This window comes from Mesorhizobium sp. M0276 (assembly GCF_040321755.1).
In the GTDB taxonomy this organism is placed as follows: Bacteria; Pseudomonadota; Alphaproteobacteria; order Rhizobiales; family Rhizobiaceae; genus Mesorhizobium.
On sequence record NZ_JAMYSC010000003.1, the window covers coordinates 1 to 14766 of the forward strand.

Annotated in this window: 15 protein-coding genes and 1 pseudogene; 5 read left to right on the forward strand and 11 right to left on the reverse strand. The window is 61.2% G+C overall.

Annotated features, from left to right (window positions below; translation table 11 throughout):
• Positions 1-327: 327 nt before the first annotated feature.
• The 8 genes from NKJ01_RS03270 to NKJ01_RS03305 form a co-directional block, all read right to left on the reverse strand.
• Positions 328-1605 (reverse strand): amylo-alpha-1,6-glucosidase, encoded by a 1278-nt coding sequence (locus NKJ01_RS03270; RefSeq protein WP_352726053.1) that lies wholly within the window; start codon positions 1603-1605, stop codon positions 328-330.
• A gap of 21 nt (positions 1606-1626) precedes the next feature.
• The gene (locus NKJ01_RS03275; protein ID WP_352726055.1) at positions 1627-2667 is read right to left on the reverse strand and encodes an ABC transporter ATP-binding protein; all 1041 of its coding nucleotides are present in this window, start codon (positions 2665-2667) and stop codon (positions 1627-1629) included.
• Between the two features lie 21 nt (positions 2668-2688).
• The gene (locus NKJ01_RS03280) at positions 2689-3534 is read right to left on the reverse strand and encodes a carbohydrate ABC transporter permease (RefSeq protein WP_352726057.1); all 846 of its coding nucleotides are present in this window, start codon (positions 3532-3534) and stop codon (positions 2689-2691) included.
• Positions 3531-4376, reverse strand: a complete 846-nt coding sequence (locus NKJ01_RS03285) for a carbohydrate ABC transporter permease (RefSeq protein WP_352726059.1) — start codon at positions 4374-4376, stop codon at positions 3531-3533. Before NKJ01_RS03285 ends, NKJ01_RS03280 begins: the two co-directional genes overlap by 4 nt.
• A gap of 88 nt (positions 4377-4464) precedes the next feature.
• Positions 4465-5733 carry an ABC transporter substrate-binding protein gene (locus NKJ01_RS03290; protein ID WP_352726061.1) on the reverse strand — a complete coding sequence of 423 codons (1269 nt, stop codon included), beginning with the start codon at positions 5731-5733 and terminating at the stop codon, positions 4465-4467.
• A 39-nt stretch (positions 5734-5772) separates the two neighbouring features.
• On the reverse strand, positions 5773-6816 hold the full coding sequence (locus NKJ01_RS03295; protein ID WP_352726063.1) for a substrate-binding domain-containing protein: 1044 nt from the start codon (positions 6814-6816) through the stop codon (positions 5773-5775).
• A 364-nt stretch (positions 6817-7180) separates the two neighbouring features.
• Positions 7181-8215 carry a cell division protein FtsZ gene (gene ftsZ, locus NKJ01_RS03300; RefSeq protein ID WP_352726065.1) on the reverse strand — a complete coding sequence of 345 codons (1035 nt, stop codon included), beginning with the start codon at positions 8213-8215 and terminating at the stop codon, positions 7181-7183.
• A 328-nt stretch (positions 8216-8543) separates the two neighbouring features.
• Complete coding sequence (locus NKJ01_RS03305; protein WP_352726067.1) at positions 8544-9230, reverse strand: hypothetical protein; 687 nt, start codon at positions 9228-9230, stop codon at positions 8544-8546.
• A 32-nt stretch (positions 9231-9262) separates the two neighbouring features.
• Between NKJ01_RS03305 and NKJ01_RS03310 the strand changes: the two genes are divergently transcribed.
• Positions 9263-9511: a hypothetical protein gene (locus NKJ01_RS03310; RefSeq protein WP_352726069.1), complete on the forward strand. Its 249-nt coding sequence runs from the start codon at positions 9263-9265 to the stop codon at positions 9509-9511.
• Here the strand turns inward: NKJ01_RS03310 and NKJ01_RS03315 are convergent.
• Positions 9508-10391, reverse strand: a pseudogene (locus tag NKJ01_RS03315) (IS1 family transposase). The gene NKJ01_RS03310 and the pseudogene NKJ01_RS03315 overlap by 4 nt on opposite strands.
• A gap of 125 nt (positions 10392-10516) precedes the next feature.
• Here NKJ01_RS03315 and NKJ01_RS03320 point away from each other — a divergent pair.
• Positions 10517-11521, forward strand: coding sequence for a P63C domain-containing protein (locus tag NKJ01_RS03320; protein WP_352726071.1), 1005 nt, complete (start codon positions 10517-10519; stop codon positions 11519-11521).
• Here the strand turns inward: NKJ01_RS03320 and NKJ01_RS03325 are convergent.
• A complete protein-coding gene (locus tag NKJ01_RS03325) occupies positions 11518-11751 on the reverse strand; it encodes an RNA-binding protein (RefSeq protein ID WP_352726073.1) in 234 nt (77 codons plus the stop codon). The genes NKJ01_RS03320 and NKJ01_RS03325 overlap by 4 nt on opposite strands.
• Positions 11752-11753: 2 nt before the next feature.
• Positions 11754-11939 carry a hypothetical protein gene (locus NKJ01_RS03330; RefSeq protein WP_352726075.1) on the reverse strand — a complete coding sequence of 62 codons (186 nt, stop codon included), beginning with the start codon at positions 11937-11939 and terminating at the stop codon, positions 11754-11756.
• A 251-nt stretch (positions 11940-12190) separates the two neighbouring features.
• Here NKJ01_RS03330 and NKJ01_RS03335 point away from each other — a divergent pair, with 251 nt between their 5' ends.
• The 3 genes from NKJ01_RS03335 to NKJ01_RS03345 all read left to right on the forward strand — a co-directional run bounded on the left by NKJ01_RS03335 (position 12191) and on the right by NKJ01_RS03345 (position 14734).
• Positions 12191-12889, forward strand: coding sequence for a GntR family transcriptional regulator (locus NKJ01_RS03335; protein WP_352726076.1), 699 nt, complete (start codon positions 12191-12193; stop codon positions 12887-12889).
• Between the two features lie 162 nt (positions 12890-13051).
• Positions 13052-13267 carry a hypothetical protein gene (locus NKJ01_RS03340; RefSeq protein WP_352726077.1) on the forward strand — a complete coding sequence of 72 codons (216 nt, stop codon included), beginning with the start codon at positions 13052-13054 and terminating at the stop codon, positions 13265-13267.
• A 111-nt stretch (positions 13268-13378) separates the two neighbouring features.
• The gene (locus tag NKJ01_RS03345) at positions 13379-14734 is read left to right on the forward strand and encodes a glutamine synthetase family protein (RefSeq protein WP_352726079.1); all 1356 of its coding nucleotides are present in this window, start codon (positions 13379-13381) and stop codon (positions 14732-14734) included.
• The last annotated feature ends 32 nt before the right edge of the window (positions 14735-14766 follow it).

Genomic DNA, 14766 nt, shown 5'->3' on the forward strand with positions numbered 1-14766 from the left:
CTGCGGTTCACAGAGCTGGTCGCCCAATACTTGTTCGGGCGGCGAAAAATAAACGCCATCGATAAGCCGCCGCCGGTCAATCCGAACCGACCAAGAGACCGATCCTGCCTCAATCAGATGGCCTTCATATATGAATAACTTTCCCCGGACAGTCCTGCTTGTTGTGGGAGAAGGTGGATCGGCGCGCAGCGCCGAGACGGTTGAGGTCCAGCGGAGTGAGGCGGCGGTGTCTTCTGGAACACCCCTCATCCGACCGAGCTGCGCTCGGCCACCTTCTCCCACAAGGGGCCCACAAGGGGAGAAGGGAAAGAGAGGGCGGTGCTGCCCCTACGCCCCCCTCAAAAACTCGATCACCATCGCCGCCGTCCAGGTGAAGCGGCCGCCGCCAAGCGGATCGCCGGTGAGCGGGTCGTAATATTCTGCAAAGCCGCTTTCCCGGATCAAATCCAGGCTGGATTGCGTGATGCGCCGTGCCGCGTCGTTGTGGCCGGCGGCGGCGAGGCCGTCTGATATTATGTAGTTGACCACCAGCCAGACCGGGCCGCGCCAATAGCGCTTGGAGTCGAAACGTGGATCGTCTGGATCATGCGACGGGACGACGTAGCGTGCCTTGGCGGCAAGGCGTTCGACGGTTGCGGCCAGCGCAGCGGTGCGAGCCCCGGGAATGGCCGCGAAGGCCGGCAGGATGCCGCCGACTGAGGCGCTGTCGACCAGTCTGCCGGTGACGCGGTCGAGGCAGAGATACTGGCCGTGCGCATCGCTCCACAGCCGCTCCATCGCATCCAGGCCCTTTTGAGCGCGGACGCGATTGGCGCCGGCGATCCCGGTTTCGCCCAGCACTTGTGCGAGATCGGCGAGATCGGCGCAGGAGCGGACCAAAATGGCGTTGAAGCCGGGATCGACGACCTGGAATGGCGAGGCGTCATGCAATTTGGTGTTGTCCCAGCCAAGCCCGCGAAAGTGCTGCAACAGCCAGATGTAGCGGTCATACTGGCCTTGCGTCGGGCGATGCGCCGGATCGGCGTGTAAAGTGTCGCGGCGCGAGTAGGGCTCGACGCCTTCGGTCGGCACGCACTCGAAGGCCTCGTCCCAGTCGATGGAATTGTCGCGGCCGGACTCCCAGGGATGGATGATGGCGACCAGTCCCTCGCCTCTGGGGTCGCGGTTTTCGTAAAACCAGCGGTGCCAGGCGTCGATCTTCGGCAGCAGCGCGCGGGCCCGCTCCGCAGCCAATTTCTTGTCCTTGGCCCGGTCGAACAGGCGGCGTATGGCAAAGCCTGCAACGGCCGGCTGGGTGATGCCTGAAGTGGCAGTCGGGCGGCCGGTGCGCCAGACTTCCGGTCCGGGAAAATAGCCGTCGCTCCAGACATGGAAGACGATGTGCGGCACCATGCCATCCGGCCATTGGTGCGCGAACAAGGTTTCGATCTCGGTCCAGGCGCGGGCCTCGTCATAATGGGCCAGACCGAGAGCGGTCAGGCAGGAATCCCAGTTCCACTGGAACGGATAGAGACCTTTCGTCGGGATGGTGTAGGCGCCCTTGTCGTTCTCTTTCAGCACCTCGACGGCGCGGGCGATGATGTCACTGGCGGCGGAAGCAGTCATGAGAGTTCGGAGCTTTCGGTATCAAAGAGCATTGGTGGTTTCGGGATCGAACCAGCGGATGCGGTCGGGTTTGGGCGCGAGCCGCAGGCGATCGCCGACCTGGACGCCGGCATTCGAGTCCAGGATGGCGCGGAACAGGCCGCCCTCGACATCGCAGGTGACCAGCGTGTGTGGTCCGAGCGGCTCGATGACGCGCACGGTGGCATGCAGGCCCTCGCTGCCGGCACCGACGTCTTCGGGGCGGATGGCGAAGTCTATGTTCTGCTTGTCCGATTTGGGGCCGGGCAGCGTCAGTCCGGCAACGGTCCAGCTGCCATTCGCGGCCTTGGTTGCCGGAATAAAATTCATCGGCGGGTTGCCGATGAAGGAGCCGACGAAACGCGCGGCCGGATTGCGGTAGACCTCGACCGGCGACGCGGCCTGGACGATGCGGCCTTGATGCATGACGGCGATGCGGTCGGCGAGGCTCATCGCCTCGACCTGGTCGTGGGTGACATAAATGGTGGTGGTCTTCGACGCGGCAAGCACGCCCTTGAGTTCAGCGCGCATTTCCAGCCGCAGCAGCGCATCTAGGTTCGACAGCGGCTCGTCCATCAGGATGACGTCGGGCTCCATGGCGAGCGCACGGGCGACGGCAACGCGCTGGCGCTGGCCGCCGGACAGCTGGCCCGAATAGCGTTTCAGCAATTGCTCGATATGCATCAGTTCGGCGGTGCGGCTGACGCGGCGCTCGACGTCAGCTTGCGGCAATTTCTTCATGCGCAGGCCGAAGGCGATGTTCTCGAACACGGTCAGGTGCGGAAAGACGGCATAGTTCTGGAACACCATGGCGATGCCGCGGTCGCGCGGCGGCAGATGGTCGACGCGGCGGCCGCCAATCCAGACCTCGCCCTGGCTTGGCGTTTCCAGCCCGGCGACGATGCGCAGCAGGGTGGTCTTGCCGCAGCCCGAGGCGCCAAGCAGCACCATGAACTCCTGATCTGATATGGTGAGGTCGATCTGGTGCAGGGCGGTGAAGCCGCCGAAGCGCTTGGCCACACTCTTGATCGCGATTTCAGCCATGTGCGGTCTCCGTGTCTCGCGTCATCGGTTGGCGATCCCCCACATGGCAAACAGGTATTTTCGAACAGCGAAGATGAAGATCAGCGCCGGCACGACCAGCGCGGCACCGCCGGCGAATTTAAGATAGAGCGGCGATTCACCGAGGCTTTGCAGCAGGAAGGCGGTCAGCGTGCGGTTCTCGATGGTGAGCACGGCGGCGGCAAACACCTCGTTCCAGGAGATGGTGAAGGCAAACACCGCCGAGGCCGCGATGCCGGGCAGCGCCAGCGGCAGGATGACCTTGCGAAAGGCCTGCAGCCTTGTGCAGCCGAGCGTCCAGGCCGCCTCTTCGAGTTCGACGGGAATGCCTGAAAACAGCGAGAAAGTGATCAGGACGGCAAACGGCAGCGCCAGCGTGGTATGGACCAGCGCCAGCCCGATGGCGGTGTCGTCGAGGCCGGTGCGGATGAACATCACCGCCAGCGGCAATGCCAGCAGAGGCAACGGGAAGGCGCGCGTCATCAGCACCAGGAAGCGGAAGGCCTCCTTGCCCGGAAAGTCGAAACGCGACAGCGCGTAGCCGGCCGGCGCACCGAAGCCGATGGACAGGATCATCGTCAGGGTGGCGACGAGGACCGAGTTCCACAGTGCCCTGGCGACGCCGGCAAATTCGATGAAGAAGGACAGGCTTCCAAAATCGAAGGACGGAAAGAAGCGCTTGGGAAAGGCGGTGACCTCACCCGGCGACGACAGCGCGTTGACGAGCAAGAGATAGATCGGCAGCAGCACCCAGACGCAAAGCAGGATGGCGGCGGCGATCAGCAGCCAGTCGCCGGCCCTGCGCGCATCGGCGGGCGCCGTGGCCGGTACTTCGGCGATGGCGCTCATATCCGCGCCTCTTTGGGCACCCGCAGCACCCTGAGGAAAAACAGCGTGAAGGCGATCGAGATGGCGAGGATGAGCAGCGCCGAGGCGGCGGCGACATTGCGGTCCTGCAGCGTGAATTGCCAATTGTAGGTCTCGCCCATCAGCACCGGCAGATTTGTGCCGCCAAGCGCTGCGACGACGGCGAAGACTTCGAAGGCGAGGATGACCCGCAGGATGATCGCCGTCTGCAGGCTGGGGCGCAGCAATGGCAGCGTGATGCGCACAAAGCGCTGCCATGGGCTGGCCCCAAACACCTCCGCCGCCTCGTAATATTCCTTGGGGATCAGGCCCATGCCGGCGACGAGGATGACCATCATGATCGCGGTGGCACGCCAGATCTCGGCCAGCGCTACGGCGATGAAGATGGTCAGTTTGCTCTGATAGCCGAGAAACATGATCGGCTTGTCGACGACGCCAAGGTTGGAGAGCAGCGTGTTGAGGAAGCCGGACTGGTCGAAGATAGCGAGCCAGATCAGGCCCGCGGCGAGGTCGGAAATGCCGAGCGGAATGGCGAACACATAGAGCGCCGCGCTTCGTCCGGTCTCCAGCCGCGCCACCACGCTTGCCATCAGCAACGCCATGGCGAGCTGGATCGGCACGACGATCGCCGCGAGCAGCAGCGTGTTGCGGACCGTGACGGGGAATTTCCAGCTGTCGGCCATGGTGCGAAAATTGTCGAGGGTGAAGGCGCCGTCCCGGGTCACCGCCTCGAAAGCGACCAGCGCGAAGGGGTAAAGGAAGAAGATGCAGAGGAACAAGGTCGCCGGCATCAGCAGCAGATAGGGCAGAGCCTTGCCGTGCATGGTGGTGTCCTTTGCGATGCTGCGGCCATGTGGGTGCGGGTCTGGGCGCCCGGAGGGGAAAAAACAACGGGCGCCCCCTCGGGCGGATTTAGTCGACGGGGCAAGCGCCGGTGGATGGCTTGTCAGGTGCCCAGCACGGCGCCTTGGCCTGGTCGATCAGGCCCTTGAGCACCGTGGCCTCTTCGCCAAGCACGCCATGCACGTCCTCGCCGCCGAGCACGATGCGCTCGAAGCTGTCGGTGTAGACCTGGTTGAACTTGCCATCGAGATCGCCGAGCCCCATCGGCAGCAGTGCCGGCAGGGCATCGGGAGCCCCGGTCATGGTGGTGATCGCCGGACCGAAGGCCTTGACCGAAGCCGGCATGTCGTCAGGCAGCTTGACGTCGACGACCGGGAAGAAATTCGTGGCTTTCAGCGTCGCGATCTGGGTTTCCGGCTTCAGCATGTAGGCGACCAGCGCCTTGGCCTTGTCGATGTCGGGCGAGGTCTTCGGGATGGCGACACCGGCCACGACAGGCATGAATCCGCGACCGGCGGGGCCGGCCGGCGCCGGAAAGGCAACAAACTCATCCGGCTTCTTGTTGAAGGCGTCGGCAAGCCGCGCGACATGGTCGAACGCCACCCAGACATCGCCGGTCAAAAGCGGCTCCTGCATGAAGGCATAGTTGGTCGAGTTCGGGTTGGTGTATTGCCACAATTCCTTGAACTTGTTCCAGGCGATCTCGGCTTCCGGTGAACGGAACTTGGTCACCATCGAGCCGGTGTAGGACGGGTAGAGGAACCCCTCGAAGAAGCGGTGCTTGAGCCCTTTTGGACCGGCGGGAAAGCCGAATTTCGGCGAGCCGGTTTTCTCGGCGATGTTCTTCGACCATTCGATCAACTGGTCATAGGTGATGGTGTTGAGATCGACGCCTTGCGGCAGATATTGCAAGGCCTGCCTGTTCGCCGCCATCAAATAGGTGGCCTGCATCCATGGCAGGTATTTCTGCTCGCCGGTGCCGAGCATGCCAAGCTTCTTGTAAGCTTCGTTGACCTTGACGCCGCCGACATCGACGCCGGACAGATCGACAAAGTTCGCGCCGACATTGGAGAAATCACCATGCAGGCCGCCGAGCACGCCGATGGTGCCGGTGCCGGCCTGCAGTTCGGCCTGCAAGCGGGTGAGCCAGGGGCCGGTCTCGGCGACCTGATAGTCGACCGCACCGTCAAAACCCTTCAGCACCTCGTCGCGCATCTTTTGGGTTTCCTCGACGGGGCGCGCCTGCGTCGACCAGAACAGCACCTGCTGGGCCTGCGCGCCGCCTGAGGCGATCGATAACGCCAGCGCGGCGCCGAGCAGTGTCTTCAATGCTTTCATCACGGTCTTCCTCCCTGGATATGCGCCGTCACGGCGGCGTCAGCTTCTCGTCTGCGGTGCGGGTCCATGGCTTGCGCGCGCAACCAGCGTCGGCCGGATCAGCCGCGTCAACGGTGCGGTGGGCTTGTCGGCGATGATGGTGAGCAGCATGTCGGCGATCTCGCGCGCGCATTGGCGGATCGAGGCATCGAATGTGGTCAGGCCGGGTGGCGCGTAGGCCGAAGCGGCAATGTTGTCGAAACCGATGACGGAGAGGTCGCGCGGTACGCTGAGGCCTGCGCGGGCGGCCTCCTCCATCACGGTCAAAGCCAGTTCGTCGAACAGAGCGACAATGGCCGTCGGCCTGTCAGGACCCAGCAGCATGCGGTTGACGGCCTGGACGCGGGCTCCGTGATCGAAGCGCGGCGCCGTCACCACGTCGAGCCGCACCGAAGGATCGCCCCGACGGGCAATGGCCGCGGCAAAGCCGTCTTGCCTGAGATGCCGGAACGTCATCGGTTCGGAAATCGTCACCAGGCCGAAATGGCGGTGGCCGAGATCGTAGAGCATGTCGAAGGCTTCGCCGAAGGCATGGGCGCCGTCGGTATCGAGCCAGTTGTAGCCGAAGTCGCTGTCGAGCAACCGGCCATGGGCAACGAACGGAAAGCCGCGTTCGCGCAGATAGGCGAGCCGCTCGTCGACCGCGGCGATACGCGTCACGACGACGCCATCGGCGCGTCCGGACTCGACGACATGGCGCAGCACCGACAGTTCCGAATGGCCGAAGGCGGCGGTGGCCAGGATCAGGTCGGCGCCATGCGATACCAGCCCTTCGCCGAGCCCGGTGACGAATTCGCCAAGGAAGGAATCGACAAGGTTCGGTCCGCGGATCGGCAACACGAGGCCGACGAAGCCACTGCGGCCGGAGACAAGCGTGCGCGCCGCGGTGTTGGGCACGTACCCCGCCTGACGCGCCGCGTGCGCGACACGTTCGCGCGTCTTCAGCGCGATCTGTTCATGGCCGGCAAGCGCCCGCGACACCGTCGTGATCGACAGGTCGAGGCCTGCGGCAAGCTCCTTGAGCGTGATGACGCGGGTCGTCATCCTTCTCCCTCGAACAAGTTTGAAACGTTTGTAATTGCCTTTCGCAAAAATGCAAACGTTTTAAATTTCTATCCAAAGCGGACTGACGAGCGATTCGACCAACGTGGTGGGGTTTGGGCGTGCCCTGACTATTGGCGGAAACGCCCATCGCTTCGTCATCCTGGGGCGAAGCGACGCGGCGCAGAACCACGATTCATGCCGCGACTTCCAAGCGCTGCCGCGGTGCAGAACTTTGTTCCGCTGCCCTCTGCATGATTAAGGTCGCGGCATGGATCCCAGGGTCTCCGCGACGCCGCTTCGCGGCTGCTCCGCCCAGGGATTACGACATTGGAGGCTAGCGCTCCGCATCCGGGTCGGCCAGACCCTACTGAAGCGTCCGCGCGCTCGGGCCGAGGTGGTCCCGGGCGATGCCGGCATCGCCATCCTCTGCTCCAGACGCACGGTCGAGGCCTGTCGCCACCACCGAGACCCTGAAGCGGCCTTCCATGCTCTTGTCAAAGATCGCGCCGACGATGATGTCGGCATCCTCGTAGACCTCTTCGCGGATGCGGGTCGCGGCCTCGTCGACCTCGAACAGGGTCATGTCCCTGCCGCCCGATATCGAGACCAGGACGCCCTTGGCGCCCTTCATCGACACTTCGTCGAGCAGGGGGTTGGCGATCGCGGCTTCCGCAGCCTTCATCGCCCGGCCCTCGCCGGAGGCCTCGCCGGTGCCCATCATGGCGCGGCCCATGTCGCGCATCACCGATTTGACATCGGCGAAGTCGAGATTGATTAGGCCTTCCTTGACGATGAGATCGGTGATGCAGCTGACGCCGGCATAGAGCACCCGGTCGGCGATGACGAATGCATCGGCGAAGGTGGTCTTGGCATCGGCGATCCTGAACAGGTTCTGGTTCGGGATGACGATCACCGTATCAGCGCTCTCGCGCAGCCGCTCGATGCCCTCTTCGGCCATCTGCATGCGGCGCCGGCCTTCGAAGGTGAACGGCTTGGTGACGACACCCACCGTCAGGATACCGGCCTTGCGCGCCGCCTGGGCGATGATGGGTGCAGCGCCGGTTCCGGTGCCGCCGCCCATTCCGGCGGTGACGAAACACATATGCGTGCCGGCCAGATGATCCATGATCTCGTCGAGCGATTCCTCGGCCGCGGCACGGCCGATCTCAGGAAGCGAGCCAGCGCCCAATCCCTCGGTGACGTGAGCGCCAAGCTGGATCAGCCGCGTCGCCTTCGACATGGTCAACGCCTGGGCGTCGGTGTTGGCGGCGATGAATTCCGTGCCCTGAAGCTGCTCCGCGATCATGTTATTGACGGCATTGCCGCCGCCGCCGCCAATGCCGATAACGGTGATCTTGGGTCTCATCTCGGAGATTTCGGGCTTCTTGAACTCGGCCATGCCTGCTTCTCCTTCGCTAATTGCGCGCGCTTCACGGCCCACCCCCAGACTGCCTTGGGAACATTGCAATCGAGCGGCACGACGCGAATCAGTCCGTTCGGATGGGTACCCCAAAAAGCCAGAGAGCGGCCAGAGGTGCAAGTGCGTGCTAGGTCAAGATTTGTGATGACGGATTGGACAGGGGGTCGTGGAGGTGAGTATCCGGCGCAGGCCCGAATCGCCGATGGGGTTTCGACAGTCGCCGAAACAACGCAACCGTCTCTGGGAACGTTTGCCAGATGCAACCACCGGCAGGGTGACGGGTAGTGTCTCAGTTTGAAATTTGAAATCAGATCGTTGGCCAAAGTGCCGCAATGTTCTGGCATTCGGCAGAGATGTCATTGAGGCGCTGCTTGGTCGCCTTCACGCCGGGGAAGACATTCCCAGAGGCAACGTCAATGACTTGGCAAAATGCCGCATTAACGATGCCATCGCCATATCCGACAACATGAAGGCGGCAATATTCGTTAACTGCCGCCGACACAAAGCCGGCGGATTCAGCGGTGTGAGGATGCGACTTAGAAAAATGGAACTTCAACGCACCAACGTAAAGTTTGCCCTTGATCGTGGCGCGCAACACGATTTCAGGTCGAACAGATATTTCGACGTTATGGAAGGTCAGCTTGGCCGGCGCATGAGCACCCAGTACCGGCTCGGCTCCCATAAGGTCCATGTCGTCCAACATCGTGCTGAAGCGTTCCAGAGCGTCAATGTTGGCGTTTATCCGCCGCGCCGTCCCCACCTTGTCTGGGGTCAACTGCTCAAGGGAATGAAGAACGGAGTCCAAAGGGGACTGGTCGATCGCACCGCTGGCAATGTAGGACGCAACCGCCTCGCTGGCCTCTCTGTGGTACATGCCCATTTGGAAATCGGGGTCTGGATACTTCCGGTCATGCAGAATTTTCCGCTGCCTCGCCCCTTTGCTGGTAATGTATTCCCCAAGTTTGTTTACTGAAATTGTCGGTTTGTTAACCACAGATGCCCACCCTTCCTTGAAGGAGACGAATCATGACGTTCCAAGCAGTCGCTACTTTATCGAACCGTGAGAGTTTGTGTATCTGCGAAATAACAGATCATGAGGCGGATATTGCGCGGCAGGATAACCCCGAATTCGATCAATTCGGCCTCTATCTGATTGCTGTAGACAGAGAAGACCTCAAGGCGCCGGGTCGGGTTCTGGCCAAATTTGCATCTGAGGATGCGGCAAAAAGTCTAGCCAAATTCTTCCGGCTGCACGGCACGCTCGAAACTGCTTAGTCCCGCAGCTTGTAGGGTCCGCGCTTGCCTGGCTTCGGCGCAACAGCGTCCATCTTCTCGCAAAGATCGTCCATCGACCAAAGCGTCTGTGACACGCCAGCGGCCATTCCAGGCGAGGTCTTCAGCGTCTTGTGGATGCGGATGAAGTTGTACCAGACCGTGTATAGCGCAACCATGTGAACGTGGTTTTCGAACTTCTTTGAGAACGCGTTGGTGAGGCGTGTAAAGCGGCGCATCTGCATGCGCATGGTGAGGTTCTGGCGTTCAACGTGCGACGTGCTGACATCGCCAGATCGGGCGAGCCTTCTATGCGGGTCTTCTTTGCGCCAGTGCATACGGCGGGGCTGTAGCGGCGTTCCTGTGGCACTGCCTTGCCTTCCGGTTCGCCATACATCTTGACTAGCACGGCTTAGTCGATGTCGGCTCCAAAGGCTTTCTCGACCGCGTTGAGATAGGCTTTGTGACCGTCTGTCGTAAGCTGGACGCGATTGGCAAGACGCTCCTTTACGTCGTCCATGAAGGCCAGTGCGTATTCGCCATCGCGACCGCCGACCAGCCACGAAATGATAAGCTTGCTGTCGCTATCCAAAGCGGTCCACGTCCAAGTGTCGCCAGCGCGTTCGACGTGGTTCTTCATCGCCGCGACGTTCTTCTGCTTCGCGCCAGTGAACGACCAGATTTCATCGCACTGAACGCGCTTGGCCTTCACGTTGCGGACTTCGCGGTCATGCATCTCGGCGCAGAATTTGCCGGCATCGACAAGCAGCTTCGAAACCGTGTTGATCGACACGTCGGCAATGCGAGAGATAGAGCGCATCGAAGAACCCTCGCAAAGCATGGTCAGGATTTGGACGCGGTTCTTGAGGGGCAGCTTGTTCATGCCCCTAATATCTGAACTTTTATGCTTAGTGCCAAGCATTTCTGTCATGTGAATTTTCCATGCTTGCAGAATCGTAGATGCAAGCATATGCTTGCACAATCGATATGCAAGCACGAGGAACCCCGATGACAGACAAAGACCCTAAGAAGGCAGAAGCCGCCAGAGCGCGGGCCAATTCTCTGACGCCTATAGAACGAAGTGAGATTGCAAAGCGCGCAGCCGACAACAGATGGAACAAAGACCTCCCAGCGGCCATCTACACCGGCGAGATTGAGGTAGGTGATGCCCATCTGTCATGTGCCGTTCTTGAAAATGGCATCCGGGTTCTCACTCAGAGCGACATGATGCGAGCGCTTGGTAGATCACGGCAGGCCAAGGGACGTGGCTTCTATGACGCTGACGTCAACTTGCCTGCTTTTTTGACCGCCAAGAACCTAAAGCCATTCATTTCCAATGACTTGTACGTGACGTCCAGTCAGATCGAATTTAGGCTTCCTTCTGGTCAAAAGGCTTTCGGTTACCGGGCGGAGATGCTGCCGCAAGTCTGTGAAGTCTACTTGAAGGCCAGAGACGCGGACGAATTGACAGGCAATCAGAAACACATCGCTACTCAGGCCGACATTCTGATGCGTGGCCTCGCGACCGTCGGCATCGTTGCTCTCGTTGACGAAGCAACCGGATATCAGCGAGATCGCGCAGCCGACGCTCTCGCAAAGATTCTGGAAAAGTTCATTGCGAAGGAATTGCAGCCTTGGGTTCCAACGTTCCCCAACATGTTTTATGAGCAGCTTTTCCGCCTTCGCAATCTGGATTTTCCGCGCGAGACGGTTAAGCGTCCCCAATATTTCGGCCACCTCACAAACGATATTATTTACGACCGTCTAGCGCCTGGTATCAGGGAAGAACTGCGCAACACGACCCCTAAGCTGCCCTCTGGGCGTCGTAAGCATCACATGCACAGGAAGCTGACCCCGGACATGGGCCACCCGAAGTTGCGCGAGCATCTGGCGTCTGTAACGACAATTATGCGCCTAAGCTCGAATTACGAAGAGTTCAAAAGGAACTTGGATAAAATCCATCCTCGCTATGGCGAGACGATTGCGATGGATTTTGGAAGCGAGGGACTCTAGCGCTTACCCCACCGCTTCTCAGCCGCCTTCTTAGCGATCTCGGCGCGCCGCTCTGGCGTCATGTTTTCCGCCCGCTTCTTCCCGCCCTTCGCGCCAAGCGCCTTGGCTGCCGGGTCTTTGCCGTCGTCAATCACGTCGTCGGATTCCTCGCCGGTGGCAATGCGCATGACGCGGACGGCATTGCCGATCACGTCGGCGGGGCGCTTCTGGCCTTTAGGTCCGGTAGGCATTCCTAGTTCTCCGCATGGCTAAAAACAACAGTGCCGTTGTCCTTACGAACTTCTACGGACACGATTCCATCGTCTCCCCTTCGGGTCTGGAACATGGAGGTAGCGTGGTCTTTGGCCGCCTTCTCGGCGTCGAAGATCACCTTATCGATGATGCCCTGTCTTCCATACCAGATGACAGTGAAGGCCATTGTCGCTCCCATGCTTTCCGCTAAGCATATAGGAGGCCGGCCCGATATGGGAAATGCATATTGCATTCGGGCAAATTTCAAACTGAGACACTACCGGGTGACGAGCTGGCTTGCCGCGCGACGACCGAAGCGTCTATCATGCGGCGATAGATCGCTGACTTGGCGTTCTCGCCGCGATCGGCCAGGCAGGATTATCCCCGGCTGTTGTCGTCAGGGTAGATTTCAGAACGAATGAAGCAGCGTCCCCGCCAATGGCCGACAAGACACAAGTCGGCTTGAGCGCCGTCGACACCGTTCCCCTGCATGAGAAGGTCTATCTGGAACTCGTGCGGGCGCTGATGTCGGGCCATTTCGCGCCGGGCCAGAAGCTGACCTCACGCAAGCTCGCCAAGGAACTCGGCACTAGCGACATGCCGGTGCGCAGCGCCTTCATGCGGCTTCAGGCACTGCGGGCGCTCAGCCCTGTGCCGAACGGCAGCGTCGAAGTGCCGGTCATTTCGGCCGAGCGGTTCTCGCAGTTGACCGCGGTGCGCACGATCCTCGAAGGCTCGGCGACCGAGATGGCGACAAAACGCATCAACGGCAACAATCTGCGGACGATCCGACGCCACTGCACCGACCTGACCCTGGCGGCCCGCAAGGGCGATATCAACGATTACCTGCGCAAGAACCACGAGTTCAAATTCTCGATCTATCGCCATTGCGGCAACGAGCAGATGATCTTCCTGATCGAGACCGTGTGGATGCAGGTCGGCCCGTTTCTTAGGAACCTTGCCATGGGGTTCGAGGATGACCTCGCCTCCATTCTCGACATCGACTATCACGAGGAAGTCGTCGCGGCGATCGAGGCCCAGGATGGGGATCGAGCACGCATGGCCATCGTGCGTGACATCGATGAAGGCGCCGCGCACATCCTTCAGCAGGCCAGATTTCCGAAGGCGAGAGGTTAGAATGGATCACCCGAAAGGCGCCGCCTATCGTTCCTTTCAGCGGACTGTCGCAAAACCTTCGCGATTGGCTGAAGCCTCCCCAACGTCGTCATCCCTGGGCGAAGCAGCTCCAGGGGTCTGCGCCGCGTCGCTACGCTCCTTGCTCCGCCCGTGGATGACGAAGTGACCGACGTTTCCGCCAATCGCCAAGGCATGCGGTTCGTCACCGTCAAGACTTTCTCGCCGAAGAAGCAGGCATCGGCCCAGGAGCTGGGGGCCGACATCACAGCCTGGATGCCCCTTGGCTTTCCGGCTTCTTGCCTCTATGTTGCGATCGCAGATCGCGCAATTGGTTTTGAAATGCCTCCCGACATCCCAGCTAGTGAATTGAAAAAATAAGGAAAATATCCGGCATTAGCCGGATATGGTTCCCGAAAACTCACAAGCTATTTTACCAGGGACAGTGCAGCCGAGCAGGCTGCGGCGCCTTCCAAAACCAGAGGTTAGAAATTGAGCGATGCAATTGCGGACGTTTTGAACTGGCTTGACAGCAGAACCGACATCCAGAGCCTGAGGGCGGCGGTGTGCGACCTCAACGGCATCATGCGCGGCAAGCGCATTCCGGTCGAGCAGGCAAGGAAGGCGCTGGAAGGCAAGCTACGCATGCCTTATTCGCTGATCGGGCTCGATATCTGGGGCGAGGACATCGAAGGCAACACCCTGGTGTTCTCGACGGGCGATGCCGATGGATTGTGCCAATGGACGGGGCGCGGCATTCTGCCGGTCGCCTGGACGGCGCACCCGACGGCGCTCATCCCGCTCTGGCTCGCGGACGAAAGCGGCGCGCCCTATCTCGGCGACCCACGACGGGCGCTGGCCCGCATCCTCGATCGCTACAAGGCCTTGGGCCTGACCCCGGTCGCGGCAACGGAACTCGAATTCTACCTCGTCGATCCGCAATCGCAGCGGCCGGTCGGACCGGTCTCGCCGGTAACCGGGCGGCGTCTCGATTCCGACGCGGCGCTGTCGATCGACGAGATCGACGATTTCGAATCCTTCATCCATGACGTCTACGAGGCCTGCCGGACGCAAGGCATTCCCGTCGACACGGCCATCGCCGAAAACGGTGTCGGTCAGTTCGAGATCAACCTGAACCATGTCGCGGATGCATTGCGGGCGGCTGACGATGCGGTGCTGTTCAAGCGCACGGTGAAGGGCATTGCCCGCAAGCACGGCTTTGCCGCCTGCTTCATGGCCAAGCCCTATGGCGACCGGGCCGGCAACGGCTTTCACGTCCATTTCAGCCTGGTCGACGGAGAAGGGCGCAATGTCTTCGACGACGGCACCGACCAGGGTTCGGAGACCATGCGCCATGCGGTCGGCGGCCTGCTTGCGGCGATGGCCGAGAGCACGCTGGTGTTCGCCCCGCACTTCAATTCGTACCGCAGGCTACGCCCACGATCCTACGCACCGACCGCCGTCGCCTGGGGTTACGAGAACCGCATGGTGGCGATCCGCATTCCCGGCGGACCGACCGGTGCGCGCCGTATCGAGCATCGCGTTTCGGGAGCGGACGCCAATCCCTACCTGGTGCTTGCCGCCATACTGGGCGCAGCACTGATTGGCATTGAAAGACAGTTGTCGCCTGGCGATCCAACGGGAAGCGATGGCCAGGGACTTCCGCCGGCAAAGCTGCCACCGGACTGGGCGTCCGCGATCGCCGCCTTTGAAAGCGGGACGCATGTGGCGGAAATCTTTCCGGCAATCCTGCGCGACTCCTTCGTTGCCTGCAAACGCCAAGAGTTGAACACGTTCGCGCTGAATGTCAGCGATTTCGAGATCGAGACATACCTCGAGAGCGTTTGAGGCCAGACTGATCAAGGCTTGCACGATGACGT

What these genes read in the sequence shown, in the direction of transcription:
- NKJ01_RS03270 (WP_352726053.1), bottom strand. Translation starts at nt 1,605, where the DNA reads ATGACTGCTTCCGCCGCCAGTGACATCATCGCCCGCGCCGTCGAGGTG.
- NKJ01_RS03275 (WP_352726055.1), bottom strand. Translation starts at nt 2,667, where the DNA reads ATGGCTGAAATCGCGATCAAGAGTGTGGCCAAGCGCTTCGGCGGCTTC.
- NKJ01_RS03280 (WP_352726057.1), bottom strand. Translation starts at nt 3,534, where the DNA reads ATGAGCGCCATCGCCGAAGTACCGGCCACGGCGCCCGCCGATGCGCGC.
- NKJ01_RS03285 (WP_352726059.1), bottom strand. Translation starts at nt 4,376, where the DNA reads ATGCACGGCAAGGCTCTGCCCTATCTGCTGCTGATGCCGGCGACCTTG.
- NKJ01_RS03290 (WP_352726061.1), bottom strand. Translation starts at nt 5,733, where the DNA reads ATGAAAGCATTGAAGACACTGCTCGGCGCCGCGCTGGCGTTATCGATC.
- NKJ01_RS03295 (WP_352726063.1), bottom strand. Translation starts at nt 6,816, where the DNA reads ATGACGACCCGCGTCATCACGCTCAAGGAGCTTGCCGCAGGCCTCGAC.
- ftsZ (WP_352726065.1), bottom strand. Translation starts at nt 8,215, where the DNA reads ATGGCCGAGTTCAAGAAGCCCGAAATCTCCGAGATGAGACCCAAGATC.
- NKJ01_RS03310 (WP_352726069.1), top strand. Translation starts at nt 9,263, where the DNA reads ATGACGTTCCAAGCAGTCGCTACTTTATCGAACCGTGAGAGTTTGTGT.
- NKJ01_RS03320 (WP_352726071.1), top strand. Translation starts at nt 10,517, where the DNA reads ATGACAGACAAAGACCCTAAGAAGGCAGAAGCCGCCAGAGCGCGGGCC.
- NKJ01_RS03325 (WP_352726073.1), bottom strand. Translation starts at nt 11,751, where the DNA reads ATGCCTACCGGACCTAAAGGCCAGAAGCGCCCCGCCGACGTGATCGGC.
- NKJ01_RS03330 (WP_352726075.1), bottom strand. Translation starts at nt 11,939, where the DNA reads ATGGCCTTCACTGTCATCTGGTATGGAAGACAGGGCATCATCGATAAG.
- NKJ01_RS03335 (WP_352726076.1), top strand. Translation starts at nt 12,191, where the DNA reads ATGGCCGACAAGACACAAGTCGGCTTGAGCGCCGTCGACACCGTTCCC.